Below are 25,201 nucleotides of genomic sequence, written 5' to 3' on the forward strand. Positions count from 1 at the left end.
TTATCTCTTAAGAAAGATAAATACCCAGTTTTATAAAAAGACTGGGTATTTATCATTTAACCTATTTAGAAGTAGTTGTTAATGTCCAACCTGTAAATCCAAGGATTATGGTGATGATTGGTGATAGCAGACAAAAAAAGGCGAATGGGAGATACTCTAATGTAGGAACGCCAAGTACGGTGGTAATAAAAGCTCCACAAACTCCCCATGGAACAAGTGGGTTGATGACTGTTCCTCCGTCTTCTAATGCGCGAGATAGATTCTTATTAGCTAAGCCAACTCTTTTAAAATGGGATTTAAACGATTCACCTGTTAATAAAATCGATAGGTATTGTTCACCAGCTAGTACATTTATCCCTATTGCTGAGAAGACGCAAGCAAGGATAACGGATGATTTAGTTTTTAACCAGTGCTCGATTCCTTCTAGGATAGCTGGTATAATTCCTAGTTTAAATAACAGTCCTCCCATGCCTAATGCTAACAACACCAGAGAAATTGTAAACATCATGCTATTCATCCCACCTCTGGAAAGTAGGGAATCAATTGCTTCATTTCCTGTCTCCGAAACATATCCATCGAACAAAACTGATAATAACTTGACTATTGTTAATCCTTCCTGATGAAAAAATGAAAGAATGATGGCCGATAGACTGCTCAATGCCAGAACAAATATAGCTGGAATCTTAAACAAGATTAAAACAAACAACAAGATTATTGGAATAAGACTATTCCATTGAACACTGCTACTATTTATTAATACTTCCTTCATTTCGATTACTTTTGTAAAATCTGTAGAAACTTTTGATGGAGACATGATCATAAACAGAATAAACGTAATAAGAAAGGCAGGTACAGTAGTCCAACTCATGTTGCGAATATGTTCGAATAGATCCACCTTAACAACAGAGGCAGCTAAATTCGTTGTATCAGATAGTGGCGACATTTTGTCACCGAAAAAAGATCCAGATACGATTGCGCCAGCTGTGATAGCTAAAGATAAATCTAGCGCTTCAGCTATACCAATAAAAGCAACTCCAATCGTTGCGACAGTTGTCAATGAACTGCCAACACACACACCTATGATTGCAGTAAGCACAAAAATAATGGCATAAAAATATTCAGGTGTGATTAATTCAAAACCTATGTACATGACTGTCGGAATAGTAGAGCTTAACAACCAACTACTAATAAGGACTCCAATTAATAAAAAGATAAAAATCGCTTGAATTCCTGATTTTGCTCCATCTACAAGTCCATTTTCTAATTCATTTATGGATACTTTACGAAAAAGTCCATAAGCCATTAGTATAAGAATGGATAATAGAATAGGGATATGTGGTGCAGAAGAAAAATAAAAAATGGAAACAAATATCGAAGACAAAATACCGATAATTAATATGATTGCCTCTGACACTTTTGGTTTATAAACTGGTTGAATTTCAAACATAAACGAGCTCCTTCTAAAAAATGAATTACTTCACTAACTTTCATACTTTATCATAAAATCTTTTGAAACTAAACTTGATTTGCATATAAATGAAATGATTTTTGTGTTTAAAGTCTTGATTATAAACTTTGCAAGTTAAAAACAAAGCGACAACTTGTTATTGTAATTTTTATAAAAGGGAATTGGAATTTTATGTTAATATATACACGGATGGATAATTTACTTTCTCAGTAATGTTTAGCTTTTGAACTTACTTAGTTTTTTTTGAAAATGTCAGTATACCCATAAGGGCGTATAAATTCAAGAAAGGTTAGTGCTAATTGTTATTTTCAGAACAGCTGAGGAAGATAGTTTATTAAGATGGGAGAGAATAACCTTTGTCTACATCTATTTATATGGTACGGCATGCGAAGTCTCCGTTTACATTTGGAAAAGAGAGTTCTAGGAGATTGTCAAAAGAAGGGGAAACCGATGCAAAAAAAGTAACTCAAATATTAATTGATAAGGACATTGATGTAGTTGTTTCGAGTTCTTATACTAGAGCAGTTCAAACTGTACAAGAACTTGCAAACTATAAAGGGTTGAACGTAATAACATACGAAGAATTAAAAGAGCGACCAATTAAAGGATTAAATTACAAACTACCTGAAAAAGAGATAACAGATGCTATAAAATTATCTTTTGAAGATAAAAACTTTTGTTTAGAAGGTGGAGAATCCGTATATAAGGCTCAAAAACGAGCAATCCCTATAATTATGCAATTACTAAAAATTTACCAACAAAAGAATATTGTAATAGGAACGCATGGAAACATTATGACTATAATTATGAACTACTTTGATAATCGATACGGCTATAATTTTTGGAAAAGTACTTCGAAGCCTGATATTTATAGGTTAGATTTTGATAATAAAGGTAGTTTAATAGAAGTAGAGCGGTTATGGAATAGTTTATTCAAATAGAAATGATCAATGAATGAGGAGAATTATAATGAAACTTAGGCAAATGTCTGTAGCATTTCTCATTAATGAAAAGGACGAGGTATTGATGCTTCAGAAAAAATCAAATAGTAAATTTCTGTCTGGGCTAATGGTTCCGATAGGAGGACACATGAAAAGGGAAGAAATAGATAATCCATATATTGCTTGTTTAAGAGAAATGGAAGAAGAAACAGGATTAACGACACAAAATTTATCTGATTTAAAACTACGATATATAGTTATCCGGATGAAGCACTGCACCGAGATTCGGATACAGTATGTTTATTTTGGTCGTGTCCTTCCAGATTCCCAAGTAGTTGATAGTGAAGAAGGCCAGTTATTATGGATCAAGAGTAAGGATATTAGTTCACAAAATGTAACGGCTACAACAAAGGAAATTTTGGATCATTATCATAATTTGAGTAATGCACAAGATAAAGTGTATGTAGGTTCAATGAAATCTTTAAAGGGGGAGCCTACGATCACTTGGGCTTTATTAGAGGATTGGGAACTACCCGTTCGAACGGATAATGTACTGTAAAAATAAAGTTCCCCTAACTCCACATAACTCAGTAACAGTTATAAGACTAGAACTATAAGGAGGTCCATATTATGATTAGATATTGGTTAGGTTTTGCGTCCTTTGTCTGTATGGTAATCATGTTATTAATTGCTTTCGTAATAGGAGAAAGGTTAGATGTAGCACCTGGGACTATAACGAAAATCCTAGCTGCTTTATTTGTTTTTACGACTATCTTAGTAATTATGGGAAAAGGGATATGGAGGATCATCACGCTTTGTGTTGTAGGTTTATATGTAGTCTTCCTACTAATCTTGATGTTTGGATATATGATGGCTTGACTAGTAATCTCATTTATTTAACTAACCAAATTAATTAATAAGATACAACAATAATTAAGCACTGTTTTAGCTGAATAAAGAACCGATTTATCTTTCGAATCGAGGAGTAGTTAAGGAAAGAGTTGAACTAGGGAATCCTCTATAATGGTGCTCCTTTTTTTATGGAAACCTGGTGAACATTTGGAATATTATGTTAAAATTAAATCATAAAATCATAAAGTTAACCTAACTGAAGTGACCGAGGAGGAGAACATTTGAAGTACAGTGCGAATAAGAAGTGGTTTAGAGAAGGTATAACTTCTATATTAATCGTGCTAATGATTATCATCACAGGTACCTGCTTCTTTATAACAATGGATGCAAGTAAAACAGCAAACACAATTTTTATTGTTGCTTGTTCTATATTTATTTTGTTAGGGATAAGTAAGGCTATATATTACTTCAGATTACATAAAAAAGATTACTTATTCATGCAAGACAATTCATTATCAATCCATAGAGGGAGTATCCTTTCGAGAAAAGTAATAAATTTCAATAAGGTAGAGCGTGTTGCTCAAGTCAACGACGTAATTTTACTGATAATGGATGATGGGAAGGAAGAGCCAATATATACAGACTGGTTATCTAATAACGATACAATAGAATTGAAGAAAAAACTTAAGGAGAGGTTTGCTTCTAAGGCTATTTCGTTTTAGTGGAGGGTTGAATGTTGAAACGATTACTCATCTTATGTATCACAATTGGATTTGCATTAATCGGCTGTGATAATGACTCAACCATTAGTATCGTGAGGAACCAAATGAAAGACAAACCTGAAAATACTCCAGTAACAAATCGTTTGGATAATTCTAATGCTGTAGAATTCGAATTGTATAACGGTAAAGCATTAAGAATTGGGGTGATTGGAAATCCACCTGAAGTCAGAGAAGGACAGGTTGAATTTGAAGAGATAACTTTTGATGGACTAATAAAGTGGAAAAAGAATCCTTATGATGCCATCTTTGTTATGCCAGAAAACCTTACAGAGGCTTCCGAAAGTCAATATTCAAATTTGTACTTGCGTTCCACCGTCCCATATTTTTTTATATCTGCTAGAAGTCTTATTCCTTTTACTTCATCTGAGAACATTGAATATAGTGACACTTGGCACTGGGAACCAGGTTTCACCTATACAAATGGGGTATATAATCAAACTAATGAAGAGAAATTAAATCGGTTGGGTTTTGGTTTGTACAATGACGAAAAGACAGATGCTCACATAAATGCAATGTATTCATTAGTATTTAAGAAAATAGAAGAGTTAGATCTATAAAAACATAGTCATAATTATAAGATTATTCGTTTCAGCGAGAAAAATAAGGAAATAAAGCTTTGAATTGGAGTTGCTTTAAAAAGGTAGGGGAGAGTTTTTGTCTAAGGTAATGGATATATTTAAAAATATGTTTTTAGATTTATTTTCCATGGGGAAAGGCTTTGTTTATGGGTTTGTAATGGTTGGATTGTTTATTGTAGCTTGTGGGGCTATCTTATACGGAGTTCTATTTCTAAGAAATTTATTCTTCTAATGTGTAAAGATGTAATTATACATTAGAAGAATAAATGTTCTATATGGAAGGACGCCTTATCTACTAATTAAAGCCTTAAAGACTAAGGTGTACATCGTTAGATGATGTACATCTTAGTGTGACCGCTAGATTGGATGGTTCAATATTTGCTTGATAAAATGAAACACTATTTTCCAGTTAAGGACTTCCCTATTTTATGAAAGAATGTGTATGAGGGTATTAAGGATGATGCAACCACTGTTTGTCTTTTCATCATCAATACTCACGAAACAATGTATATACACTAATAAATATGCATGTTACCGAATTAGTGCTTTTTGCACTAACGGGTCAGTTAGCGGAAGAAAAAAAGTAATATTTTATTGATTGTATGACGATATTCTAATGTGCAAATTTGTTTAACACCTTTTGTGCTAACTTGTGTAATGTTTTAAAACTATAAATAAGGGTGTAGGTTCCAATTAAGTTCATTAACATGTGTTAATAAAATTGAGCATTATTTGCAAGATTTACGTTATCTTGTATTTAATGCTTTTTTCTTTATATATAATATTCAATTTAAGGCACTTTGTAACTGGTGAAAAAGTTAAAAGTGATTACTAACGAATCCTGAAACTATTTTTGTTCAGCTATCGTCTAAAGGTCAAATTCTGAAACGGGTTGGAAAAGAGGGTAGTTATGGAGAAGAGCGGAAAAGAAGACATATTAGAAGAAATTATGATAGAACATGGGAGTGATTTGGTTAGGTTGGCATTTAACTACGTGAAAGACAAAGAAACTGCAAAGGATATGGTTCAGAATACCTTTATTAAATGTTATCAGAACTTAGATAACTTTCGTTTTGATTCATCGATAAAAACGTGGTTGTATAGAATCACAATTAATCAGTGCAAGGATTATTTAAGAAGTTGGAATTATAGAAAAGTTCATGTTAAAAGTTTTTTTGGAAGTGCTATTACATCCTTTTTACCTTCAACAGAAGACAAGGTGATTAAAGATTCAGAACACGAAGAGATGAAAAATTTTATCATTTCTTTGCCCCAAAATTATCGGGAAGTTGTCTTTCTGTATTACTATAAGTCTTTATCAATTGGTGAAATATCCGAAGTAACCGAACTGAATATTAATACAGTTAAAACAAGGTTAAGTAGAGCAAAGCAAAGGTTAAAAATCTTAATTGAGGAGGCGGATATTTATGGATAACAAGTTTAATAAGGAGTTATTTTCATATTTGGATGAGGAAGATTTAGCCTTTACTAAAGAAGATAGGGTGGAAACTTTAAACAAAATTCAGAAAAATAAATATAAAAAACAAAACAATCACCCCACCCTCCATCATATTGTTAAACGTTATGTAGGTCCCATATTGGGTAGTGTAATGGCATTAATCTTAGCAATTGGCTTACTTTTACCAAATTTATATTCAGGCAATGATATTAGTCAGGAAAATCCGAATAAACAACAAGCATCTCAACAGGAAGACATATCTTTTTCAGCCTTACTAATGGGGGAAGATTCAAATCATAGAAGTGATATTAATATTTTACTAACTTATAATAGCGGTGACAAAAGTATCAATTTGGTCCCAATTCCACGTGATACGTATGTTGAAATTTTTAATTCGGAAGGAAAAATGATTGGTAAGAATAAGCTACTCCATGCGACTGCTTTAAATGCAAAGCATGAACCAGTCTTGACAACTGTATCAAACCTATTCGATATTTCTATTGATTATTATTCAGTAATCCCAATAGAGAGAATTTTCGGAGTGTTAGGAATTAGTGAAAGTGATAAAAAAGATAATATTATTCAAAAAAATGAAGTTGGAAATTTATTAAAAGAACGATTATCCTTCTCTCAATTTAAAAATCTTTTAGAAGAAAGTGAAACTAACATACCAAGTGACATATTAAATCAATTTCAACTGGAGGACAGTAATTCTGAATCCATTCAGGTGATTGATATGGAAAAGGGGATAGAAGAAAAATTTATTAATGAGATCTATTACGTAGAAATTAATCAAAACCTGTTAGAAACAACCTCTAATACTTTAAAACAGCATTTGAGTAAGAAAGAATAATGAGATAAAATTGTTACGGACTGCGGATGTCAGGATTAACAGAGACTATCAGTATTGTATCCTGACATCTTTTTACATTCTATTGCAATTTCTAGTTAAGCGACATCATAGTTTGTAATTTATTGCACTTAAGCTAACGGGAGCTTATGTTCAATAACTCCTATATCTAGATGAGCCAAAATATACATCAAACTGTATATTTTGGCTCTTTGTTTTTTTACCTTCATTAAAAAATCAGGAAACTGCTTAACAGATGTCTTGTTATTAGTGGTTGCAATTCACTATAAAATTGGGATGTTAATTTCCAGTAAAGTGTGTCAGTGAATATTGCCATGCGTTAGACCCGCCTTTGCCAAGTATTTGATCCACTTATGACAACATTTTGAGCCACCTCTGACATGGAGAGATCTGGTATTATAGACCTATTATAAGGATTATAATTCGGTCTTTACAATGAGAGGTGGAAATGGTAGGCTTCCTTGCCAGGCAAGCTTTTAGCTGCCGTTTGTTGCCTAAGACTATTTCCACAGAGGCTCATTGTCAAGGCCTCACAATAGGTCCAATCCTAAAAGGTAGAAGGTAATACCTGTTTTGAATCAACCTTTTTAGGTGGGTCAAAAAGATGGCAATCATGGATCTAATAAATGGCTGTATTCAGTCAGTTATTCTAGCAGAAACTGTTTCATTTTAAATGACCTGTCACACTTAGTCTTTATCATCTTTGTGATATATCCCAATTTTGAAGCACATTAAGTTATTAATTTACAATCTTTATAACTCCTTAAGAACTTCACTAACAACATTAGCTAATAATTCAGCGCCTTTGTACTCTTCTTCTAAAGTGTTACTAACGCCTCCTATTTCAATTAAGAGAGCATTAGATGATAAGTCTTGATTGTAAATCCCACTAGTTTTACCTTCAACAGTTTCAACTTTAGAAATACCTGGGTACTTTTCTTGGAATTTTTCATAGAATAATTTTGCAATCTCAAGATTTTTTTGATAATGCTTGTTATTCTTTGAGATAATGAAGGATATTTTAGGAACTATTTTTCCTTTGAAAGATGTGGACGTTTTATCTTTATCAATATCTGCGCCTCTATGAATATCTAAAAATAGTTGGATGTTTTCCTCATCCTCTAGGCCCTTTTTAACTATTTTTCTTGAAAGGGAGTATGCCTCGCTAAACTGCATACCATTATCTTTAAGTAGTTGCATGATGTCTGTGTCGTCATGAATAACACGGAGTCCTTTTGCTTGTAATGTACTAGCTAATTTCCCACCTACTTTCACAATATTCTTTTCCTTATGAAAGGCTTTACTCAACTCATTGGTGTCAAAGGAAGGAAAAAAGGATTCACGATTGTGGGTATGATAAATAAATATAACTTCATCCTCGTTATTTGGAATAAAACGTTGACTCTCACTTTTATTTGAATTAACTGAAGTCGAAATGGAATTAACAGTATTGACTACAAACTCTGCTCCGTTAAAAGATAACAACCATACCATTAAAGCTAGTGTAATGGTTGTTGAGAAAAAATAGGTTAATCTCTTTTTAAAATAATTATGATAATTGATTTTTCTTGATTTTCTAATTAGCCTTTGTTTGGTTTCCTCTATAAATTCATCTCGCGGTTCAAGATCATAGGAATCACTAATTTGTTTGATTAGTTCTTTATCCGTTTGCATCCCCAAAAACCTCCTCCTTAGATGGGTAGAGTTTCCTTCTAAGTATTTTTAAAGCACGATGATAATCTACCTTCACTTTAGATACACTACAATTCAATACTTCAGCCGTTTCTCTTATGGAAAGCTCATTAATCCCTCTAAGTATTACAACCGCTCTATGTTGTGATTTTAAAGAGGAAATGGCAGCCTGAATAACTTTTTTGCTTTCCATGTCAAAAATCAATTGGTCTGGGATGTTCTTTTGATCAGGAATCTCACTAAAAAAATTGTGCTTAAATAAAGAAGTGAATTTTTTTCGTCTAACATGATCGATTGCAACATGCTTTGCTATTGATAGAATCCATGTAGATAATTTCGACTTGTAATTGTATCTGGAACTATACTTAAGAATTCTAATAAATACTTCTTGGGCCAAATCTTCTGCTTCATTACGATTACCAAGAAAACATATTAAGAATCGGTACACATCTTGAAAGTTATCTTCATATATTTGCTCAATATTATTGTTTATTTCATTTGAGTCAATCAAAAAATACCTCCCTCTTTTTCTTATTCAACTATTAATCGGATAACTATAAGGAAAAGTTACAACTAATTTTAATAATTCCTTTTTATTGTAATTACCTATTATGTTCAAAGATAGAACTGTAACCGAAAATAAGGTGAGAATATAGATGCATTATTCAAATAACAATAATAATATAAAATAAAATGGCATTTATTTATTGATAAACGATATGTGATGTATTAGAATTAACTCAATGATTAAAGTGAGGTGCTTACGATGGCAAAAGGCTTATTAAACAATTTAAAACAAATAAAAACCATTTTATTGAAGATAGCTATTTTTGTTATAGCTGTCACGATCGGTGTGTTGTCTGTTTTCTGGCTACCGTGGCAAGCTAATATATTGGTAAACATGTATCCAGAATTTGATTATTTGGAATACCCTCTCTTGGTTGGTATATATCTTTCAACCATTCCTTTTTTCTTTGCTTTATACCATGGTTATCAACTTTTAATCTATATTGACAAAAACATGGCTTTCTCGGATTTATCTGTAAAATCTTTAAAAAGGATAAAATACTGTGGGATTGCAATCGCTATACTATATGTTATTGGTTTTATTATTTTATTTACTGAAGACGCAGAGCAGCCAGGTATCTTGCTTTTAGGTTTAGTTATTATGTTTGCTTCCGTTGTTATTGCTGTGTTCTCGGCTGTTCTCCAGAACTTATTAAAAAGTGCCCTAGAAATAAAAAAAGAAAATGATTTAACAGTATAAAAGGAAGTTGTCTATCTTTAAATTGATAGAAACATAATGAATTTAACTAAACTTTAGGTTGGCATTACAATAGCGAATCCTCAAAACCCAGCAAGCTATACTAAAAACATTAGGTCATAGGTAGAGGTGAAAATTAATACGCTCCAACATTCCACTTAAATTGATAAATGTTATTCTCACCTCTTTCAAATTCTACTCTTCTGGTAGGAATAAGCATTTTTTTATTGAATTATACAGTTGAACGAAAATGTATATAAGAGGCCAAAAGAGTATTGCTTCAAGATAATAACTTGTTTCTAAGTTTAATATACTCATGCTGTTAGAGCATCTATTTTAATAGAGGGATACATAAAACACATCCAGAAACTTAGTCGTTAATCACCAATGTTATATGGAATAATTATATCTTCAGGAAAAATCAGTTGGATGGGGGATAAAATGAGAAAAATTATAATATTTGGTTTAGTATTTATAGCTTTATTTTCAATTGTGACCACTTTTTTCTTATATAAAGCTGACTATCATGGAAGAATAGGTGAAATAACAGAAAACAACTTCTCATTGTTTCCACTTAAAATAAACCCTGAAGCTGAATATGTTACACCAAAAATATATTTTGATAACAATACTAATGTAGTAGGTATTAAAGACAAAGTAGATGACTTAAAGGACGGCCAAGAAGTAAAGGTATGGGTGGTAGTCAGTAAAGGGGAAAAAATAAGTAGTAAAATTAAAGTTCTATCTGGATAATATAAAGGTTCTACGGAGAAAGAGTGGATGAATGAAATGATCATCTTCTCTTTTTTTAGAATGTTTTTATATTAATTGGCTTTGCTAAATAGCTCCATATGATTGAGAAGAAACTCAATACAAGAAAGAAAAATAAATGTCGGAAATAAATGGAATTTAATGTTAAAATAGTCTTGAAGTATTAAATAGCTAATTAGACAATAGTGTTTAAAATCGAATAATAATAGAAGTGTTATTTGTAAGGTGGGGATGGTGGAGGCTGGATGGCAGTTAGCTTTTTAAAAGAAACTCAGAAACCTAATAAAATACAAGTTATCATAAACTTTGGTGCTTGTTTAATTTTAGGTGTATTACTGGGTACAATATCCAAATTTAGTGATACGGTTTCCTCAAATGGGTTGAACGGAATGTTATTTAGTTATGTTAGCGATATTACCACTAGCTTAGGTGTATGGGTGTTTTTTGCAACACTCATTGCTGTATGGAGTAGAAGTCCTATCTATGCGGGCATAAAAGTATTTTTATTTTTTGGAGGGATGTTTTTAGCGTACTATACCTATTCACAAATGTTATTTGGCTTTTTCCCAACCTACTATTTTTTACGTTGGGGAGTTGTTGCACTTTTCTCACCTATAGCAGGTTATATCGCATGGTATGGTAGAGGTGAGGGGTGGGTCGCAGCCTTTTGCGCAGCATTACCGATTGGATTACTACTCTCACAAGGATACCCTTTCTTTTATTTATTTTCGGTAGTTTTTGTATTTGATATATTAGCTGCTACTATACTGTTTATTGTATTGCCAAGAACAAAATATCAGAAACTAAAGGTGATCACGGTGTCGTTACTTATTAGTTATTCACTCGTAAATTCTGACATTTTATTATATATATTTGGGGGATTATAATCAGTCGTGTAATTAGAAATAGCTAAATTAGGTAGGATGCTAAACTATTATGAGGAGAACATGAAATATTACGTGGTTCATTTATAGGAGAGGATTACATAATGAAACTATTTAAAGCAATGAGCAGCAAAGAAAAAGCAAACTGGGATAAAAGTGCAGTCTTTGGCTTCTATGTCTATATGCTACTCTTATTTATAGACCAATCGTATTATTTAATAATAGAAAGAAGTCTTATATCAACTTATTTAATCTTTTGGGCGGGATTGATTTTAACTTTTGGACATCATTTCATCTTAAATTTAAAGACCAATTTATTCGATAAATGAATTTATTATCTATACCAGATTTATTATCCAATACCAGTTGTGAAAAAATGGTAAGGAGAAGGAGGAAGAGTATGTACTTACTTTTGTCAATTATTTTAAGTACAATATTAGGTCTGATTCTATTTTATATGCCGGCGCAGGCAGGTTCAATTATCACTTTTGGAATTGTTATCGGTTGTCTATTTAGAGCAGTGTATTTACTACATGACATCCAAAAAAGAATTGCGTCTAAAATACCAAAGAAAAACATATTACAAGAGACATACGAAAATCATCAAAAAAAACGGGACAAGGATAAAAATTCTTATTTAAGTTAATTAAGCGTGTAAATTGATCAAAACAGAAAGCATATCGATACATAAATCCATATCAACCAGAGGTGTATTAGATGTATGAAGAAACGATAGGGCTATCTATTAAATGTACTGGAATTGCAACTGTGTTGTTAAAAAAGATAGATAATGAATACAAAGTATTACTTTTAAAAAGAGCAACTTCGGTTTTAAGAGATGTTTGGTGTTACATCGGAGGCGGTATAGAGAGAGGCGAAAAAGCATGGGAAACATCGCTAAGGGAAGTGAAAGAAGAAACAGGGATAACAAAGGTAACTTTATATACTTCAAACAAGTTTGACCAAATCTATTCCCCGAAGGAAAACTATATATATCTTGCACCTGTATTTGTTGGATTTGTTGAAGAAAATCAAGTAGTAACATTAAATCATGAACATAGTAAATATAAATGGTTATCATTTAAGGAAGCGATAGAAACTGTTTCATTGCCAGGTAATGATGAGGTCCTAACATTCATAGAAAAACATTTTGTAATGAGAAAACCACCTACGTATCTGAGGGTTGAAGTTTAATTAATTGGTAATTATTTGTCAATAAAGTCTTCTTATATCACAAAAAATTATGAATTAATTTTAATATATTTAAGGGAGAGGACTAATGAAAACTTTTATTTATATGGTCAGACATGGCGACTCACCAAAAGAAGGAAACGAGAGGACAAGAGGTTTAACTGAAAAAGGAAAAAAAGATGCCGAACGTGTTTCAAACCTGCTTAAAACTGAAGGTATTCATCTTGTCTTCTCAAGTCCATATACTCGTTCCATCTTAACAGTACAACAATTAACTGATGAAATAGGCCGGGACGTTATAGTTGAGGAAGATTTAAAAGAGAGAGTGTTTTCTAATCAAGACAAGCGAATATCTGATAAGGAATTAATTCCCCTAATAAATAAATCATATTTAGATCCAAGCTTCTCCATTTATGGAGGAGAGTCAAATAACGATTGCCAAAATAGAGCTGTAAAAGTATTGAATGGTATATTGGATGCTTATAAAGGTAAAAAAATAGTTATAGGGACCCATGGGGCAGTTATGTCATTGATGATGGGCCATTATGATGAAAATTATGCTCTGGACTTTTTATACAGTACCTCCAAACCGGATATTTACAGAATGGAATTTAGTGAGCAGAAATTGATTAAGGTTGAAAGACTATGGGGTTCATCTTCAAACAGTATACTAGGATAATGATGAGGGTTAATTGGAAATGTAATGGAGATTGATGAGGAGATTATACCATGAAAAAGATATTGGGTATTGTTTTGTTGAGTGCCACTTTGCTTTTTATAATTCTATACTTCGCAATCGGTATAGATATAAAGTATGAGGAATTGGCGATGGAAGATGCACCTGCATCAATCCAGGATGCTATACAAGAGAACGAGGATAAGTTTACTTTCTTGTTAGAGAAGGGCAGTACATATATTTACTATAAAAGTAACCATAAGGTCAACGAATATATCTCTACTGATTTAAAACTGAAATGGAAAGGTGGCAATTATGTGGCGACTGGCACAATTTCTAATGCAGTAAATGATAAGAGTGTGAATTACGATAAATTGATTAAATTAGACAAAGTATTAGATGAACAGGTTTTATTAAGAGTAAAGGATCAGCGTTAGTGCTCTATAATAAATGATGGGAAAGAATATTTAGTGTTCGATGATGTAGGGGGTTAGAAATGGCGTATCATCATTATTTTATCTCGACGATTGAATTGATTCCTAAACGTTAGTGGAGAGTTTTTTTAAACGGTGCTAAAAAAGTCTGAATAACAAAGTTCATGTTGCAATCTCCAAAATAAGTCTATAAAAGAAACGCCCAACGTGCTGATGGGCGTTCAATCCTAGTTTCTTTCCATTTTGCGAGCTTTTAACATTATTGCTCTAAGTATAAATCCAATCAAAATGTATAAAGGGAAGGAATAGATGTACTCCCAATGATAAATTTTATAAATATCTAACCATACAGTCAAAGGTTCTAAGATAAATGAGAAAGTAAAGGAGGCGATTACGACAGATACTAGGTAGGATCTCCAAGTACTAAAGTATTGGTAAATAATCATATAAGTGATAGGTAGATGAATTTTGTGAATTTCCGCAATCGGTGGAAGTATCGGAATTACTCGGTCAGGATAAGACCATAAAACTAAAGCTACCCCGATGGAATCTAAGATAAAGGTGGTTGTACCAACTAGGAGACCAAAAGCAGCTATCTCAATAATTCTCTTCTTATCTAATACGATTATCCATACAACGAAAACTACAATCGAGGAAATGGCAAGTAACCACCAATTGAACGTAAAAACTGTTTCAGAAAACCAATAATCGATTTGCAGATCTCTTATTTCTCTTCTTAAACCTACAACTTCACCCCAACTTATATGTAATGCTCCTGTGTTAAATGGTGTAAATATTTTCATTAATGCACACCCCAAAATAGAAGTCCTATCATACGTTATCATGGACTATTATTACGTATCTATACTTCAATCAAAAAATGGTGTATTCAAATTTTTTTCAATCTTAATACCGTACTATTGAAGAATTGGAATAGAAGGTAATGGAAACTTCTTAAATGAGACAGATCCTTTTTGAAAAACAGATTTATTCTATCCGCATAAAAACTAACATTATAGAAAGATTCCCGTGATGATATTGACAATCATTCTCATTTAAGTTAACTTTAACTACGGAGATGATAATCATTATCAATTATAGGAGGAGTCATATTGCAAAATTATGTAACTAAACGGGGAATATTCTTACTAATCTTACTTACTACTATACTTATCGTTAGCGCTTGCGGTAACAAAGAAGATTCATCAGAAAATACTTCTAATTCTAGTGATAAAGAAGAAGCCTCATCTGAAGAATCAAATTCACGGGTGATCGAACATGCTATGGGATCTACGACAATTGAAGGAACACCAAAAAGAATTGTTACGCTTTATCAAGGGGCGACGGATGCAGCCACTTTACTTGACGTAAAGCCAACTGGAATCGTTGAGTCTTGGGTGGAAAAGCCCATTTATGAATACCTACGTAGCGATTTAGAAGGAACAAAAATTGTAGGCGAAGAAACACAGCCAAATTTAGAAGAAATTGCTGCGTTAAACCCTGACGTGATTTTTGCTTCCAAAACTCGTCATGAGGAAATATATGAAAAATTAAAGCAAATAGCCCCTACAGTGGCGATAGAGGAACTGTTCGATTACAAGGGGACAGTTGAATTAATGGGAGAAACATTGAATAAGCAGGAAAAGGCTGATACTATCATAGCTGATTGGAATAATAGAATCCAAGACTTCCAGGATAAAGCTGCAGAGAAGTTAGGAGAGGATTGGCCAAAAAACGTTTCTTTAATAAATTTCCGTAGTGACCACGCGCGCATTTATTTTGATAGTTTTGCCGGAACCATTTTAAGAGAAGCAGGATTTAGTCGTCCGGAAAATCAGCAAGAAGATGTGTGGGGGATAAAGCTAACGGATAAAGAAAGTATAACGGAAATGAACGCAGATGTATTTTATATCTTCATGAGTGATGAACCTGCTGTTAAAGAAACTTACGAAGATTGGACAAGCCATCCTTTATGGAAAAATCTTGATGCTGTTAAAAATGATCAGGTATACATGGTTGATGAGGTTACCTGGAACATGGGTGGAGGAATCCGCGCAGCTAACCTGATGTTAGACGATTTATACGATCGTTTTGATTTAGAGAAATAAAAAAACAAAGATAGGAGATTCTCCTATCTTTGTCCATATGGAGAGAAGTGACATGCTACTATTTAATACTAAGCCATACGCTAGATGGATTACTCTAGCAGTATCTTTATTGTTGTTAGTGATAGTTGGGATCGCAAGTCTTTCCCTTGGAAAAATGTCAATTCCATTCACGGAGACTGTGGAAGCTTTGTTCCAATATGATCCATCGAATACGAATCATATTATTGTTCGGACATCTAGATTAACAAGAACGTTGATTGCCATTACAATTGGAGCAAGTTTATCTATCGCTGGCACGCTGATGCAAGCTTTGACTCGAAACCCTATGGCTGCACCAGATATCTTCGGTGTTAACGCGGGTGCCCTCTTTTTTATTGTCTTTTCCTCAACCTTTCTATCTGTTGAATCACTAACAAGTTATATGTGGATTGGATTTCTAGGTGCGCTAGTTGCAGGAGTAATCGTATATTTTCTTGGTTCTCTTCGTGAAAGTGGTCTTTTACCGACTCGGCTAATTCTTGCCGGTGCTGCAATTAGTGCCCTTTTTGTTTCCTTTACGCAAGGCATGTTGGTGTTGGACGAGCAAAAAATGCAAAGTGTATTATTCTGGCTTGCAGGGTCTGTAGCTGGAAGAGATATGGAAACGCTTCTTCCTGTCCTTCCTTTTATTATTATAGGTCTACTCCTTGCATTATCTATGGGAAAGAACTTGAACATTTTAATGTCAGGTGAGGACGTAGCGAAAAGCTTAGGACAAAACACTTTTATGATAAAAGTGTTGGCTGGATTTATTATTGTGTTTCTGGCAGGAGGATCTGTTGCGATTGCTGGTTCTATTGGTTTCATTGGATTGGTAGTTCCTAATATCGTGAAAGGACTTGCTGGACCTAATTATCAATGGGTCATACCGTTAAGTGGGATAATGGGTGCAGTATTGCTTTTGTTGTCCGATGTAGTTGCAAGATTAATTATTGCCCCTTCTGAAATGCCGATAGGAGTAATGACGGCTTTCATCGGCACACCGTTCTTTATCTATATCGCTAGAAAAGGAGTGCTTAAAAATGACTAAATATATTTCCTATAGAACTAAGTCGGATTCCTTTTCCATACAAATTCACATGCGTTCCATTATGATGATTTTACTTTTATTACTAGTTCTCCTATTTATATTTGTCATCAGTATGTCTGCAGGCAGTAGTTATATTCCTATTCAAGTAGTTTTGGAAGAATTATTTGCTACAAGTGACCAGGCTTTTGTATTAAATGAACTCCGCTTACCCCGAATATTGATGGCAGGAATTGTTGGGGCTGGTCTTGGTGTTTCAGGGTTAATACTACAAGGAATGATTCGCAATCCACTAGGTTCTCCTGATATTGTAGGTGTTACTGGAGGAGCATCAGTTGGTACTGTCTTATTTATAGTATTTTTACTAGGAGAAGTCAGCGTTCAGTGGTTACCACTTTCCTCTATTACGGGTGCTGCAATTATCACGTTCATTATTTATTTACTTTCTTGGAAAAACGGTGTGACACCTATTCGGCTAATTTTAGTAGGGATTGGAATCTCTGCACTGACAAATGCTATCGTCACGATGTTCATGGTTTCTAGTGAAGCTGCTGTAGCTTCCAAGGTCTATCTATGGATGACAGGTAGCTTATATGGTGCTAATTGGCAGGAAGTGATGATTATATCTCCTATTATTTTGTTGCTAATCTTTGCTTCTTTGTTCTTCACTAGTGTGGTGGATGTGAAGCAACTAGGTGATGATGTTGCATCAGGCTTAGGTGTCAGAGTTCAGTTTTTTCGTACGCTGCTACTAGCTATAAGTGTAGGCCTTGCGGGAACGGCTGTTTCATTTGCGGGAGGCATTGCATTTGTTGGATTGATTGCTCCACATATTGCAAGACTTATGCTCCATCGTTCCTTTGGCATTCTAGTCATAGGTTCTGCTTTAATGGGGGCAATTATTGTGATGGTTGCGGATATCATCGCTAGAACAGCATTTTTACCGTCAGATATCCCTGCCGGAGTATTTACTGCCGGCATTGGGGCGCCCTTTTTCATTTATCTACTTTACCGAAGTAAGGGGGAAATCAATTAATGTTAGCTAGTGTTGACCTTCTTGAACGAGAAAAATGTAGAGAGTTTTTGGAGTTCCAAAAAGACCGAATTAAAGCTCCCAACTTAAAGGTAGCTGCTTCTATGGTTATGAAACGGTATGCGAAGGACTATCTAGATTATACTCTACCCTCTATATTGAGTGATTCTGAGGTAAAGGTTATTCCAATAACTGCTATTAACTTAAGCGAAAATCTAAAATTTACTGTTAATCATACAATGTCCTTTTATGTTCGTAAACAGTCTGAAGGCTGGAAACAACTCTTTGCAGGACATTTAACTAAGATAATAATGAGTCTACATAATACAACCAATCTTCCTCTAATTATTTTATGGGAAAACATTGCTGTACGAATTAATTCATTTTTTAGAAAAGCATTAGATCATAACCCTGGGCAAACAGACATGATTAATACTCGTTTTAAAGAGCTTCACGAACTAGATGGAAGTTATTTTGATCAAAATTCACATCCTATGAAAAACTATTTAACCCCGGTTGAGTCCATTGGTCAGCAGAAAATTAGAAGTACCTGTTGCTATTTTCATAAGTTGAAAAAAGATAAAGAGCTCCCATATTGTTTAGTTTGTCCATTAACAAATAAGTGAAGATGTATAGCTATTGCTTTAAATAAAAACCGAATCCATTTAATGGGTTCGGTTTTTATTTAAAGCAATAATGGCCCCTTATTTTTTTATAGTTAATAACTAAATTGGATAATTATGTTAAAATAAAGAATGCATCTTAATTAATTTATTCGATTTATTCGATGAACTAACAGATTCTTTATTTGTTTTTATTAGAGGAGGAAATATGTGGTCAAGCGAAAGAAAGTATTATTTATATTTATTGGTCTTTTAATATTAATGGGGTGTCAACCAGGCTCTAGTCATGATCAAGGTAATAATGAATTAGTTAGTTATGAATACCTACCTTTGGATAAAACATATTCTAAAACAATTAATGATTGGTTAACTAAAGCAAAGAATAGTAGTGGCCAAGATTTTCATTCACTTAGTTTAGATAATGGAGAAGAATATGTTTATGGAAAGGGATATAATATGGCAAAGGTTTCCTTTACCTCGGAAAATTTCGAAGGGAAAATAGAAAGTAATTTAAAAGCGACAATGTTTAAGGGTGAAAGTAAGGAAGAGGTGCTAATAAAAATCACATACAATACCGAATTTTGTTGTGATGGAGTTACAATAGATGTAACAGACGAAGAATCCAACTAATATTATTTTGAAGCCATTGATACAAGGTATTTCAATAAGAAAGCTTTAGTCAACACGAGTATAAATAAGCTCCAATATTGATAATGACAAGAGGTGTTGAAGTATGAGGAAATATAAGGAATTTAGATTGAATATCAAGCCATTAGAAGCGGCTGTTAAGTTAGCATCTGATGAACAATTAAAGGCATATATCGCTCATAGTGATTATAAGGAAAGTGGAGAAGATGATAAGCAAATTAGCATTATTGTACTAGAGAAATTTTTCTTTAGAAATGGTAGCTCAGCGTCATTAACTATAACCATTGACAATTTTGGTGGAGAGACAGTGATGAAATGTGTTTCGACCGGTAATGGGGAAGGCATCTTGGATATAGGTTGGGGAGCTGGTACTAGTTTTATAAAGTCTGCTAGCCAAGCCTTAGATGAACATATAGTAGCAGTTGGTCCATGAAGCTGGATGTTTGCTAAAACAGGTAACTTTTCTTGAAAAAATATCTTACTAGATTTATGTAGTGAGACGATTGATAAAAATTATAAGTAACACTTATTATTATTATAGTGTTAAAAGCCCAATTAGTTGTTTTATACGTGAGCCCATATAGTTTGGAGGGGATAACTTGAATAAATGGAAAACGGTAGATTCAGAATATCTGTTTAAAACAGCATTCGGTAATTTGAGAAAGGATAAATGCCTGCTTCCCAACGGAAATATTATTGATGATTATTATGTCAATGAGTACTCCGTGTGGGTAAATGCCGTTGTTCTTACTAGAGATAATAAAATCGTTCTGGTTGAGCAATATCGACACGCAGGAGAAGACTTTTATTTAGAAATTCCTGCTGGGAAAATAGAAGAAAATGAGTCATATGTGGAAGGTGTTTTAAGAGAAGTAAAAGAAGAAACAGGATTTACTTCTAAGGTGAAACCTGTTAAGCTAGGCGAATTTATGGTCAATCCTGCTACTCAGAACAATAAGGTGATAACCTATTTATTATTAGATGCTTATCTAGCGTTTGAACAAGAATTGGATCCAAATGAAGAGATTAAAGTTAGGTTATTTAACTTTGACGACTTTGGAAACTTAATAAAATCAAATGAAATTAAAACACAACTGTTTACTGCTAACGGTTATTTTATGGCAAAAGATTATCTTAATAATAACTCATAAGGTGGATTTTATGATAGAAATTAGACTTGCTAGTATAGAAGATGCTGAGGCATTAGCCTTAATAAAACATGAAATAGTAACATCTACTGACTTTTACCTTCGAACACCACAAGATCCAAGAGAAACTACAGAGGACTATAAAAGAAAAATTATCCAAAAACAGCAAAATGATGGTCTAACTATTGTCGCAGTAGAAAATATAGACAATACCAAGATAGTTGGTTTTCTCTCCTTTTCAAGGCCTACATATCAGCGGATAAATCATACAGGTTCATTTGGTATGGGGATTAAGAACAGTTCAGAAACAAAAGAATTGGAACAAAGTTGTTGTCATACTTTGTAAATTGGGCAAAAGAGCAACAAGGACTAGAAAAAATTTGTCTAGAAGTATTTTCAAATAACACTTTGGGTATACACCTTTACAAGCGCTTTGGGTTTAGAGAAGAAGGAAAGCAAATTAACCAAATTAGGCTTAAAGATGGATCCCATGCAGATGTAGTGTTCATGTCACTATTTCTAAAAGAACTAGATGGACAAGAACTATCCTACTAAAAAGATAAAAAAAAGCCATGCTTTTCATGAATAGAGAGCTTTAGCCGGGGTTCTAACTTAATTTGAGAATAAATTTTAAACATCATAAGAACGTACGTTTCACTGACAAGAAGTTAAATACTAATTTTAAGAATAGTTAATATTGCCGGTTTACATATTCCTGAAAAATCTCTGTCCTAATAAGAGCAATAAATCGCCCGCTTTTTACAAATCAAAAAAGCTTTCGAATGTTGAAGTTGACTAGTTAAAGATTTTCACTTTATTTAGAAAGGATGATTTAGTGAACATTAGATTAGTAGAAGAAACAGAGGTAGATACATTGATAGAGATATGGTATGAGGCTTCATTAATAGCCCATGATTTTATTGATAAAGATTACTGGAAGTCAAACCGAATGAAGATGAAAGAGCAATATCTTCCAATGTCTGAAACCTATGTTCTAAGCAATGAAAAAGATGTTTTGGGCTTTATATCGATGGTGGATAGTTATTTAGCAGCTTTGTTTATAGATATAAAGCATCAAGGTGAAGGATACGGCAAAAGATTGTTAAACTTTATAAAAGGAAATAGGGAAAACATACAATTAAAAGTTTACAAGAAAAATATCAATGCTGTTAATTTTTATTTGAGAAATGATTTTGTAATAAAAGAAGAATTGGTGGATAATGAGACTGCCGAGGAAGAGCTTTTAATGGAATGGGAGAGGTAGTAATAAGTTGAATAAATTAGATTATGAGAATTTCTATGATAAAGTTGGAAAAATAAACGGGTGGGACTTTAGTAATATTAAGTCTTTCTCAGAAGGTGTTAGGTGGGAACTGTACGAAGAAGTAATCAAAAAATGTAAAGTAACTGACGTTCTTCTAGATATTGGGACTGGTGGTGGAGAAAACATTTTAAGGATTGCACCTTCACTATTTTTCTTAATTGGAATTGATTTATCCAGTGGAATGTTGGAAACGGCTCAATCCAATTTAAATGATTCCCATGCTCAAAACGTGAAATTTTTTCAAATGTCATCTGACGATTTGACATTTCCATCTGGATTTTTTGATATCATTTCAAATTGTCATGCACCATTTTGTTCAACAGAAGTTGCTAAGGTATTAAAAAGTGGTGGATGGTTTCTGACTCAACAAGTGAGTGAAGCTGATAAATTAAATATAAAAAAAGCATTTGGACGAGGACAGGCATACGATGATACTGATGGAACATTAAAAGAACAATATATTCGGGAACTTAAAGAAGCTGGTTTTTCTGAGATTCAATCCTTTGAATATGATGCAATCGAATATTTTGATAGACCAGAGGATCTTATGTTTTTACTTACACATACACCAATTATTCCTAATTTTGGTGAAGAGGAAAAGGATTTTGAAATATTGAATGATTTTATTGAAAAAAATAGAAAAGAGAAAGGAATCCAAACAAACTCACAAAGGTTTCTCATAATAGCTCAAAAGTAAAATACTACACTACACTAAACTAAGAAAGAGAGATAAGCGTGCAGCAAGGAGTTGTCGATTTGACAGCTCCTATTTAGTTAAGTCAGAAGGAATTATGAGTTTTAAGTTAGAAACCTTTGTGGAATATGAAAAAATTCCATAATAAGTGTTGATGGAGGGGAAATAATGATTAGGAAAATTCACATAATGGGGGCTTCGGGTTCTGGTACCTCTACACTTGGTTCTGCATTATCGATGGTACTGCCTCATACACACCTTGATACTGATGATTATTTTTGGGCAACCAAATTCACTGAACAGAGGGAAATTCCTGAAAGAAGAAGAATGCTTGAAGAGGATCTATTACTTGAAGAAAAGTGGATTCTATCGGGTGCAGTTTGTGGGTGGGGCGATCACTTTAAAAGTTACTTTGATCTTGTTATATTTCTATGGATTCCACAAGAAATAAGACTTGAAAGGTTAAAACAGAGGGAATTACAGCGTTATGGAAATGAAATGTTGGTAGGTGGCAGCAGATATGAACAATCGAAAGCATTTCTAGAGTGGGCTTCTTTATATGATAGTGCAGGAATGGAGGTTAGAAGTAAGGCTTTGCATGAGTATTGGATGGCGGACCTATCCTGTCCAGTATTAAAAATGGAGGGAAATTATTCAATCAGAGAAAAAGTTGAAATTGTTATTGATTATTTAAAGCATAATTGAATAAGGGGTTCGATTAACTTTAAAAATTTTCCACTTTTTACGGGTGAGTGATTGCCCCCTTTGAAGACTTATATTTTGGTAAAACCATATAGGAAAGTCTTACGTCACTTAAAATCGGCTTCTGTATTTTATTATTCGAATCCCAAAATTCTTTAATTCAGGCATCACAATAGATGTCCTAGCAGTCATTTTTTTATTGTAAGCAACGAATAGCGAAAGTTAAACAAGATGACCGTTAATCAAGTACATCACTATTTCCATCAATAAGATTGGGATTTTATGTTAAAATTAATATGTTTACAGGAAGCCACTTATACCAATATATTGGGAGGAACTTATGCATTCAAAAGTTATTACACTAGATAACGGACTAGAGGTAAACGTTAATAGGTGGGGGACAGAACATAGAAACTCTATCATACTTTTGCACGGACTAGGTAGTACGGGAGCAAGTTTTGATGAAGTAGCAACTCAACTTAGTAAAAGTTTTAATGTTTTTGCTTTTGATTTACCTGGGCATGGAAAATCAACGTGCGTTAACACTGAAGAATTTTTTTCAATGAATTCTTTGGCAGATTGGGTACATAGTGTGGTTAACCATCTAAACATAAAAAACTTTCATCTAGTCGGTCATTCACTTGGGGGTTACATTGGTTTGACTTATGCTAGTGAATATGAATCGTCTTCATTAATCTTACTTGACGGTGGATATATTAGAGCTACAGTTTTACCAGAAAATACCCTAGATGAAGAACTAAAAATGACAGAACAACATGTTCAGGATTATACTTTTTCTTCTTGGGAGATGTATGAGCGGAATCTTACCAACAACGGTTTGGCTAAACATTTAATTGATTTATCTAAACATAGTATGAAAAATGAGCGGGGAGATATAAAGTTAATTATCAAACCTCAGACCGCAAAGTTTATCGTGAAACAAAAGTTTAACGATCCGTCTATTGAAACATTAACTGGACTAAGTATACCTGTTTTATTGCTTAGATGTACCACCCCAAAGGAATTTAATGATGTAAGGATTAGCGAAACAAATCACATAAAAGATTATTTGGATTTAACTATAATTGATGTAAAGGATTCATCACACGATATCTACTGGGATCAACCGGAAATCGTATGTAGTCAAGTGACCAATTGGGTTGGTAAGAACCTATGAAATTCCTTAAATAACAAATAGATAATAGTATTAACATGACTTTGTGAAGAAAGAAGCTTGAACGAAAACTAGGCTAATGCAATAATACTTTTAAATTAAAGTAGTAAAAACTAAGGGGATATATGGTCTATGGAAATTAAAAGATATAATCAAAAAGATGAAAAGGGCTGGGTGAGGTGTAGAACCTTATCATTTCTTGATACTGCATATTTTGATAATGTTTTGAGAGAGAAAGAAACTTATGAAAATCCCTCACTTGAATTAGTAGCAGTAATTGATGACAGAGTTGTAGGACTTATAGATATTGAATATGAATTAGAGGCAGGGACAATCTGTTCAAGAGGAAAGGGAATTGGTGGAATGATATGGCATATAGCAGTGAATCCAGATTATCAAAGGAGAGGAATAGGTACTAAACTATTAAATGAAGCAGAGAAAATAGCTAAGGAAATAGGCTTAGACTACTTTGAAGCTTGGACACGAGATGATGAATGGGTTAATAAATGGTACGAGAGTAATAACTTCAAAGTCGTAGAGTCATACCTACATGTATTCATTGAGGGGAGTGAAAAGTTAACAGATGTATTAAAAACTAAAATAGGTGGATTGCATCCAGTACAAGCATTTGCACATTATGTTGGTGATGAAAAAGAAAAAGTAAAGCGTACGTTTGAGAGAGTTCATGAATGTTTTTGTTATGATAAACAGTTAAGTTAAACTATTCAACAAGCAGGAGCTTTTCTTTAATTGGTAAAGATTTATCCCGATCTGGAATTTGGATACATGAATACATTTATTTAAATATAGGATATATT

At 33.3% G+C, this 25,201-nt stretch carries 34 protein-coding genes; 30 read left to right on the top strand and 4 right to left on the bottom strand.

Features of this window, described 5'->3' with window-relative positions:
- Positions 1–61: 61 nt before the first annotated feature.
- Positions 62–1,447 carry a Na+/H+ antiporter NhaC gene (gene nhaC, locus H7K77_RS07745; RefSeq protein WP_186577160.1) on the bottom strand — a complete coding sequence of 462 codons (1,386 nt, stop codon included), beginning with the start codon at positions 1,445–1,447 and terminating at the stop codon, positions 62–64.
- A 377-nt stretch (positions 1,448–1,824) separates the two neighbouring features.
- On the opposite strand from nhaC, the gene H7K77_RS07750 reads away from it, so the two are divergent.
- The 8 genes from H7K77_RS07750 (at position 1,825) to H7K77_RS07785 (ending at position 6,933) form a co-directional block, all read left to right on the top strand.
- The gene (locus H7K77_RS07750; RefSeq protein WP_235988873.1) at positions 1,825–2,409 is read left to right on the top strand and encodes a histidine phosphatase family protein; all 585 of its coding nucleotides are present in this window, start codon (positions 1,825–1,827) and stop codon (positions 2,407–2,409) included.
- A gap of 28 nt (positions 2,410–2,437) precedes the next feature.
- The gene (locus H7K77_RS07755; RefSeq protein ID WP_186577161.1) at positions 2,438–2,968 is read left to right on the top strand and encodes an NUDIX domain-containing protein; all 531 of its coding nucleotides are present in this window, start codon (positions 2,438–2,440) and stop codon (positions 2,966–2,968) included.
- A gap of 71 nt (positions 2,969–3,039) precedes the next feature.
- Positions 3,040–3,288 (top strand): hypothetical protein, encoded by a 249-nt coding sequence (locus H7K77_RS07760; RefSeq protein ID WP_186577162.1) that lies wholly within the window; start codon positions 3,040–3,042, stop codon positions 3,286–3,288.
- A 254-nt stretch (positions 3,289–3,542) separates the two neighbouring features.
- The gene (locus H7K77_RS07765) at positions 3,543–3,983 is read left to right on the top strand and encodes a hypothetical protein (protein WP_186577163.1); all 441 of its coding nucleotides are present in this window, start codon (positions 3,543–3,545) and stop codon (positions 3,981–3,983) included.
- A 14-nt stretch (positions 3,984–3,997) separates the two neighbouring features.
- Positions 3,998–4,600 (top strand): hypothetical protein, encoded by a 603-nt coding sequence (locus H7K77_RS07770; RefSeq protein ID WP_222599273.1) that lies wholly within the window; start codon positions 3,998–4,000, stop codon positions 4,598–4,600.
- Positions 4,601–4,697: 97 nt separating this feature from the next.
- Positions 4,698–4,853, top strand: a complete 156-nt coding sequence (locus tag H7K77_RS07775; RefSeq protein WP_186577167.1) for a hypothetical protein — start codon at positions 4,698–4,700, stop codon at positions 4,851–4,853.
- A gap of 678 nt (positions 4,854–5,531) precedes the next feature.
- The gene (locus H7K77_RS07780; protein WP_186577168.1) at positions 5,532–6,056 is read left to right on the top strand and encodes a sigma-70 family RNA polymerase sigma factor; all 525 of its coding nucleotides are present in this window, start codon (positions 5,532–5,534) and stop codon (positions 6,054–6,056) included.
- Positions 6,049–6,933, top strand: coding sequence for an LCP family glycopolymer transferase (locus tag H7K77_RS07785; protein ID WP_186577171.1), 885 nt, complete (start codon positions 6,049–6,051; stop codon positions 6,931–6,933). Before H7K77_RS07780 ends, H7K77_RS07785 begins: the two co-directional genes overlap by 8 nt.
- 771 nt (positions 6,934–7,704) lie before the next feature.
- Here H7K77_RS07785 and spoIIP read toward each other — a convergent pair.
- On the bottom strand, positions 7,705–8,625 hold the full coding sequence (gene spoIIP, locus H7K77_RS07790) for a stage II sporulation protein P (RefSeq protein WP_235988887.1): 921 nt from the start codon (positions 8,623–8,625) through the stop codon (positions 7,705–7,707).
- Entirely contained in the window at positions 8,612–9,154 is a 543-nt protein-coding gene (locus H7K77_RS07795; protein WP_186577181.1) for an RNA polymerase sigma factor, read from the bottom strand. The genes spoIIP and H7K77_RS07795 overlap by 14 nt, the downstream gene beginning before the upstream one ends.
- A gap of 255 nt (positions 9,155–9,409) precedes the next feature.
- On the opposite strand from H7K77_RS07795, the gene H7K77_RS07800 reads away from it, so the two are divergent.
- From H7K77_RS07800 to H7K77_RS07830, 8 genes are all read left to right on the top strand, one after another.
- The gene (locus H7K77_RS07800) at positions 9,410–9,910 is read left to right on the top strand and encodes a DUF2975 domain-containing protein (protein WP_186577182.1); all 501 of its coding nucleotides are present in this window, start codon (positions 9,410–9,412) and stop codon (positions 9,908–9,910) included.
- A gap of 438 nt (positions 9,911–10,348) precedes the next feature.
- Positions 10,349–10,660 (top strand): hypothetical protein, encoded by a 312-nt coding sequence (locus H7K77_RS07805; protein ID WP_186577184.1) that lies wholly within the window; start codon positions 10,349–10,351, stop codon positions 10,658–10,660.
- A gap of 263 nt (positions 10,661–10,923) precedes the next feature.
- A complete protein-coding gene (locus H7K77_RS07810) occupies positions 10,924–11,565 on the top strand; it encodes a DUF6518 family protein (RefSeq protein ID WP_186577185.1) in 642 nt (213 codons plus the stop codon).
- A 119-nt stretch (positions 11,566–11,684) separates the two neighbouring features.
- The gene (locus H7K77_RS21015) at positions 11,685–11,891 is read left to right on the top strand and encodes a hypothetical protein (RefSeq protein WP_235988874.1); all 207 of its coding nucleotides are present in this window, start codon (positions 11,685–11,687) and stop codon (positions 11,889–11,891) included.
- Between the two features lie 71 nt (positions 11,892–11,962).
- On the top strand, positions 11,963–12,208 hold the full coding sequence (locus tag H7K77_RS07815) for a hypothetical protein (RefSeq protein WP_186577187.1): 246 nt from the start codon (positions 11,963–11,965) through the stop codon (positions 12,206–12,208).
- Positions 12,209–12,279: 71 nt separating this feature from the next.
- Positions 12,280–12,756: an NUDIX hydrolase gene (locus tag H7K77_RS07820; RefSeq protein WP_186577188.1), complete on the top strand. Its 477-nt coding sequence runs from the start codon at positions 12,280–12,282 to the stop codon at positions 12,754–12,756.
- Positions 12,757–12,841: 85 nt separating this feature from the next.
- Positions 12,842–13,432 carry a histidine phosphatase family protein gene (locus H7K77_RS07825; protein ID WP_186577189.1) on the top strand — a complete coding sequence of 197 codons (591 nt, stop codon included), beginning with the start codon at positions 12,842–12,844 and terminating at the stop codon, positions 13,430–13,432.
- Between the two features lie 50 nt (positions 13,433–13,482).
- Entirely contained in the window at positions 13,483–13,866 is a 384-nt protein-coding gene (locus H7K77_RS07830; RefSeq protein WP_186577190.1) for a hypothetical protein, read from the top strand.
- A gap of 224 nt (positions 13,867–14,090) precedes the next feature.
- On the opposite strand, the gene H7K77_RS07835 is transcribed toward H7K77_RS07830, so the two are convergent.
- The gene (locus H7K77_RS07835; RefSeq protein ID WP_186577192.1) at positions 14,091–14,666 is read right to left on the bottom strand and encodes a CBO0543 family protein; all 576 of its coding nucleotides are present in this window, start codon (positions 14,664–14,666) and stop codon (positions 14,091–14,093) included.
- Positions 14,667–14,975: 309 nt separating this feature from the next.
- Between H7K77_RS07835 and H7K77_RS07840 the strand changes: the two genes are divergently transcribed.
- From H7K77_RS07840 to H7K77_RS07900, 14 genes are all read left to right on the top strand, one after another.
- Positions 14,976–15,971 carry an ABC transporter substrate-binding protein gene (locus H7K77_RS07840; RefSeq protein WP_222599275.1) on the top strand — a complete coding sequence of 332 codons (996 nt, stop codon included), beginning with the start codon at positions 14,976–14,978 and terminating at the stop codon, positions 15,969–15,971.
- Between the two features lie 37 nt (positions 15,972–16,008).
- Positions 16,009–17,040 (top strand): FecCD family ABC transporter permease, encoded by a 1,032-nt coding sequence (locus H7K77_RS07845; protein WP_407926423.1) that lies wholly within the window; start codon positions 16,009–16,011, stop codon positions 17,038–17,040.
- The gene (locus H7K77_RS07850) at positions 17,033–18,073 is read left to right on the top strand and encodes a FecCD family ABC transporter permease (protein ID WP_186577195.1); all 1,041 of its coding nucleotides are present in this window, start codon (positions 17,033–17,035) and stop codon (positions 18,071–18,073) included. Before H7K77_RS07845 ends, H7K77_RS07850 begins: the two co-directional genes overlap by 8 nt.
- Positions 18,073–18,696 carry a hypothetical protein gene (locus tag H7K77_RS07855; protein WP_186577196.1) on the top strand — a complete coding sequence of 208 codons (624 nt, stop codon included), beginning with the start codon at positions 18,073–18,075 and terminating at the stop codon, positions 18,694–18,696. Before H7K77_RS07850 ends, H7K77_RS07855 begins: the two co-directional genes overlap by 1 nt.
- A 207-nt stretch (positions 18,697–18,903) precedes the next feature.
- Positions 18,904–19,323, top strand: coding sequence for a hypothetical protein (locus tag H7K77_RS07860; RefSeq protein ID WP_186577198.1), 420 nt, complete (start codon positions 18,904–18,906; stop codon positions 19,321–19,323).
- 103 nt (positions 19,324–19,426) lie between these two features.
- Positions 19,427–19,774: a DUF6054 family protein gene (locus H7K77_RS07865; protein ID WP_186577199.1), complete on the top strand. Its 348-nt coding sequence runs from the start codon at positions 19,427–19,429 to the stop codon at positions 19,772–19,774.
- Between the two features lie 166 nt (positions 19,775–19,940).
- Positions 19,941–20,492 (top strand): NUDIX hydrolase, encoded by a 552-nt coding sequence (locus H7K77_RS07870; protein ID WP_186577200.1) that lies wholly within the window; start codon positions 19,941–19,943, stop codon positions 20,490–20,492.
- Between the two features lie 10 nt (positions 20,493–20,502).
- The gene (locus H7K77_RS21265) at positions 20,503–20,835 is read left to right on the top strand and encodes a GNAT family N-acetyltransferase (RefSeq protein ID WP_235988875.1); all 333 of its coding nucleotides are present in this window, start codon (positions 20,503–20,505) and stop codon (positions 20,833–20,835) included.
- Positions 20,820–21,044: a GNAT family N-acetyltransferase gene (locus tag H7K77_RS21270; protein WP_235988876.1), complete on the top strand. Its 225-nt coding sequence runs from the start codon at positions 20,820–20,822 to the stop codon at positions 21,042–21,044. Before H7K77_RS21265 ends, H7K77_RS21270 begins: the two co-directional genes overlap by 16 nt.
- Positions 21,045–21,324: 280 nt before the next feature.
- Positions 21,325–21,753 carry a GNAT family N-acetyltransferase gene (locus H7K77_RS07880; RefSeq protein ID WP_328701067.1) on the top strand — a complete coding sequence of 143 codons (429 nt, stop codon included), beginning with the start codon at positions 21,325–21,327 and terminating at the stop codon, positions 21,751–21,753.
- 7 nt (positions 21,754–21,760) lie between these two features.
- The gene (locus H7K77_RS07885; RefSeq protein ID WP_186577202.1) at positions 21,761–22,510 is read left to right on the top strand and encodes a class I SAM-dependent methyltransferase; all 750 of its coding nucleotides are present in this window, start codon (positions 21,761–21,763) and stop codon (positions 22,508–22,510) included.
- Positions 22,511–22,675: 165 nt separating this feature from the next.
- Positions 22,676–23,212, top strand: coding sequence for an ATP-binding protein (locus H7K77_RS07890; RefSeq protein ID WP_186577204.1), 537 nt, complete (start codon positions 22,676–22,678; stop codon positions 23,210–23,212).
- A 337-nt stretch (positions 23,213–23,549) separates the two neighbouring features.
- Positions 23,550–24,386, top strand: coding sequence for an alpha/beta fold hydrolase (locus H7K77_RS07895; protein WP_186577205.1), 837 nt, complete (start codon positions 23,550–23,552; stop codon positions 24,384–24,386).
- Between the two features lie 129 nt (positions 24,387–24,515).
- Positions 24,516–25,103, top strand: a complete 588-nt coding sequence (locus tag H7K77_RS07900; RefSeq protein WP_186577207.1) for a GNAT family N-acetyltransferase — start codon at positions 24,516–24,518, stop codon at positions 25,101–25,103.
- Positions 25,104–25,201 lie beyond the last annotated feature (98 nt).

Source organism: Aquibacillus kalidii (genome assembly GCF_014280935.1).
Taxonomy (GTDB): domain Bacteria; phylum Bacillota; class Bacilli; order Bacillales; family Amphibacillaceae; genus Aquibacillus_D; species Aquibacillus_D kalidii.

Coding starts and splice junctions, on each gene's coding strand:
- H7K77_RS07855 (WP_186577196.1), top strand. CDS start 18,073: ATGTTAGCTAGTGTTGACCTTCTTGAACGAGAAAAATGTAGAGAGTTT.
- H7K77_RS07785 (WP_186577171.1), top strand. CDS start 6,049: ATGGATAACAAGTTTAATAAGGAGTTATTTTCATATTTGGATGAGGAA.
- H7K77_RS07845 (WP_407926423.1), top strand. CDS start 16,009: ATGGAGAGAAGTGACATGCTACTATTTAATACTAAGCCATACGCTAGA.
- H7K77_RS21265 (WP_235988875.1), top strand. CDS start 20,503: ATGATAGAAATTAGACTTGCTAGTATAGAAGATGCTGAGGCATTAGCC.
- spoIIP (WP_235988887.1), bottom strand. CDS start 8,625: ATGCAAACGGATAAAGAACTAATCAAACAAATTAGTGATTCCTATGAT.
- H7K77_RS07825 (WP_186577189.1), top strand. CDS start 12,842: ATGAAAACTTTTATTTATATGGTCAGACATGGCGACTCACCAAAAGAA.
- H7K77_RS07865 (WP_186577199.1), top strand. CDS start 19,427: ATGAGGAAATATAAGGAATTTAGATTGAATATCAAGCCATTAGAAGCG.
- H7K77_RS07815 (WP_186577187.1), top strand. CDS start 11,963: ATGTACTTACTTTTGTCAATTATTTTAAGTACAATATTAGGTCTGATT.
- H7K77_RS07800 (WP_186577182.1), top strand. CDS start 9,410: ATGGCAAAAGGCTTATTAAACAATTTAAAACAAATAAAAACCATTTTA.
- H7K77_RS07755 (WP_186577161.1), top strand. CDS start 2,438: ATGAAACTTAGGCAAATGTCTGTAGCATTTCTCATTAATGAAAAGGAC.
- H7K77_RS07805 (WP_186577184.1), top strand. CDS start 10,349: ATGAGAAAAATTATAATATTTGGTTTAGTATTTATAGCTTTATTTTCA.
- H7K77_RS21015 (WP_235988874.1), top strand. CDS start 11,685: ATGAGCAGCAAAGAAAAAGCAAACTGGGATAAAAGTGCAGTCTTTGGC.
- H7K77_RS07835 (WP_186577192.1), bottom strand. CDS start 14,666: ATGAAAATATTTACACCATTTAACACAGGAGCATTACATATAAGTTGG.
- H7K77_RS07820 (WP_186577188.1), top strand. CDS start 12,280: ATGTATGAAGAAACGATAGGGCTATCTATTAAATGTACTGGAATTGCA.
- H7K77_RS07830 (WP_186577190.1), top strand. CDS start 13,483: ATGAAAAAGATATTGGGTATTGTTTTGTTGAGTGCCACTTTGCTTTTT.
- H7K77_RS07900 (WP_186577207.1), top strand. CDS start 24,516: ATGGAAATTAAAAGATATAATCAAAAAGATGAAAAGGGCTGGGTGAGG.
- H7K77_RS07895 (WP_186577205.1), top strand. CDS start 23,550: ATGCATTCAAAAGTTATTACACTAGATAACGGACTAGAGGTAAACGTT.
- H7K77_RS07780 (WP_186577168.1), top strand. CDS start 5,532: ATGGAGAAGAGCGGAAAAGAAGACATATTAGAAGAAATTATGATAGAA.
- H7K77_RS07890 (WP_186577204.1), top strand. CDS start 22,676: ATGATTAGGAAAATTCACATAATGGGGGCTTCGGGTTCTGGTACCTCT.
- H7K77_RS07810 (WP_186577185.1), top strand. CDS start 10,924: ATGGCAGTTAGCTTTTTAAAAGAAACTCAGAAACCTAATAAAATACAA.
- H7K77_RS07850 (WP_186577195.1), top strand. CDS start 17,033: ATGACTAAATATATTTCCTATAGAACTAAGTCGGATTCCTTTTCCATA.
- H7K77_RS07760 (WP_186577162.1), top strand. CDS start 3,040: ATGATTAGATATTGGTTAGGTTTTGCGTCCTTTGTCTGTATGGTAATC.
- nhaC (WP_186577160.1), bottom strand. CDS start 1,447: ATGTTTGAAATTCAACCAGTTTATAAACCAAAAGTGTCAGAGGCAATC.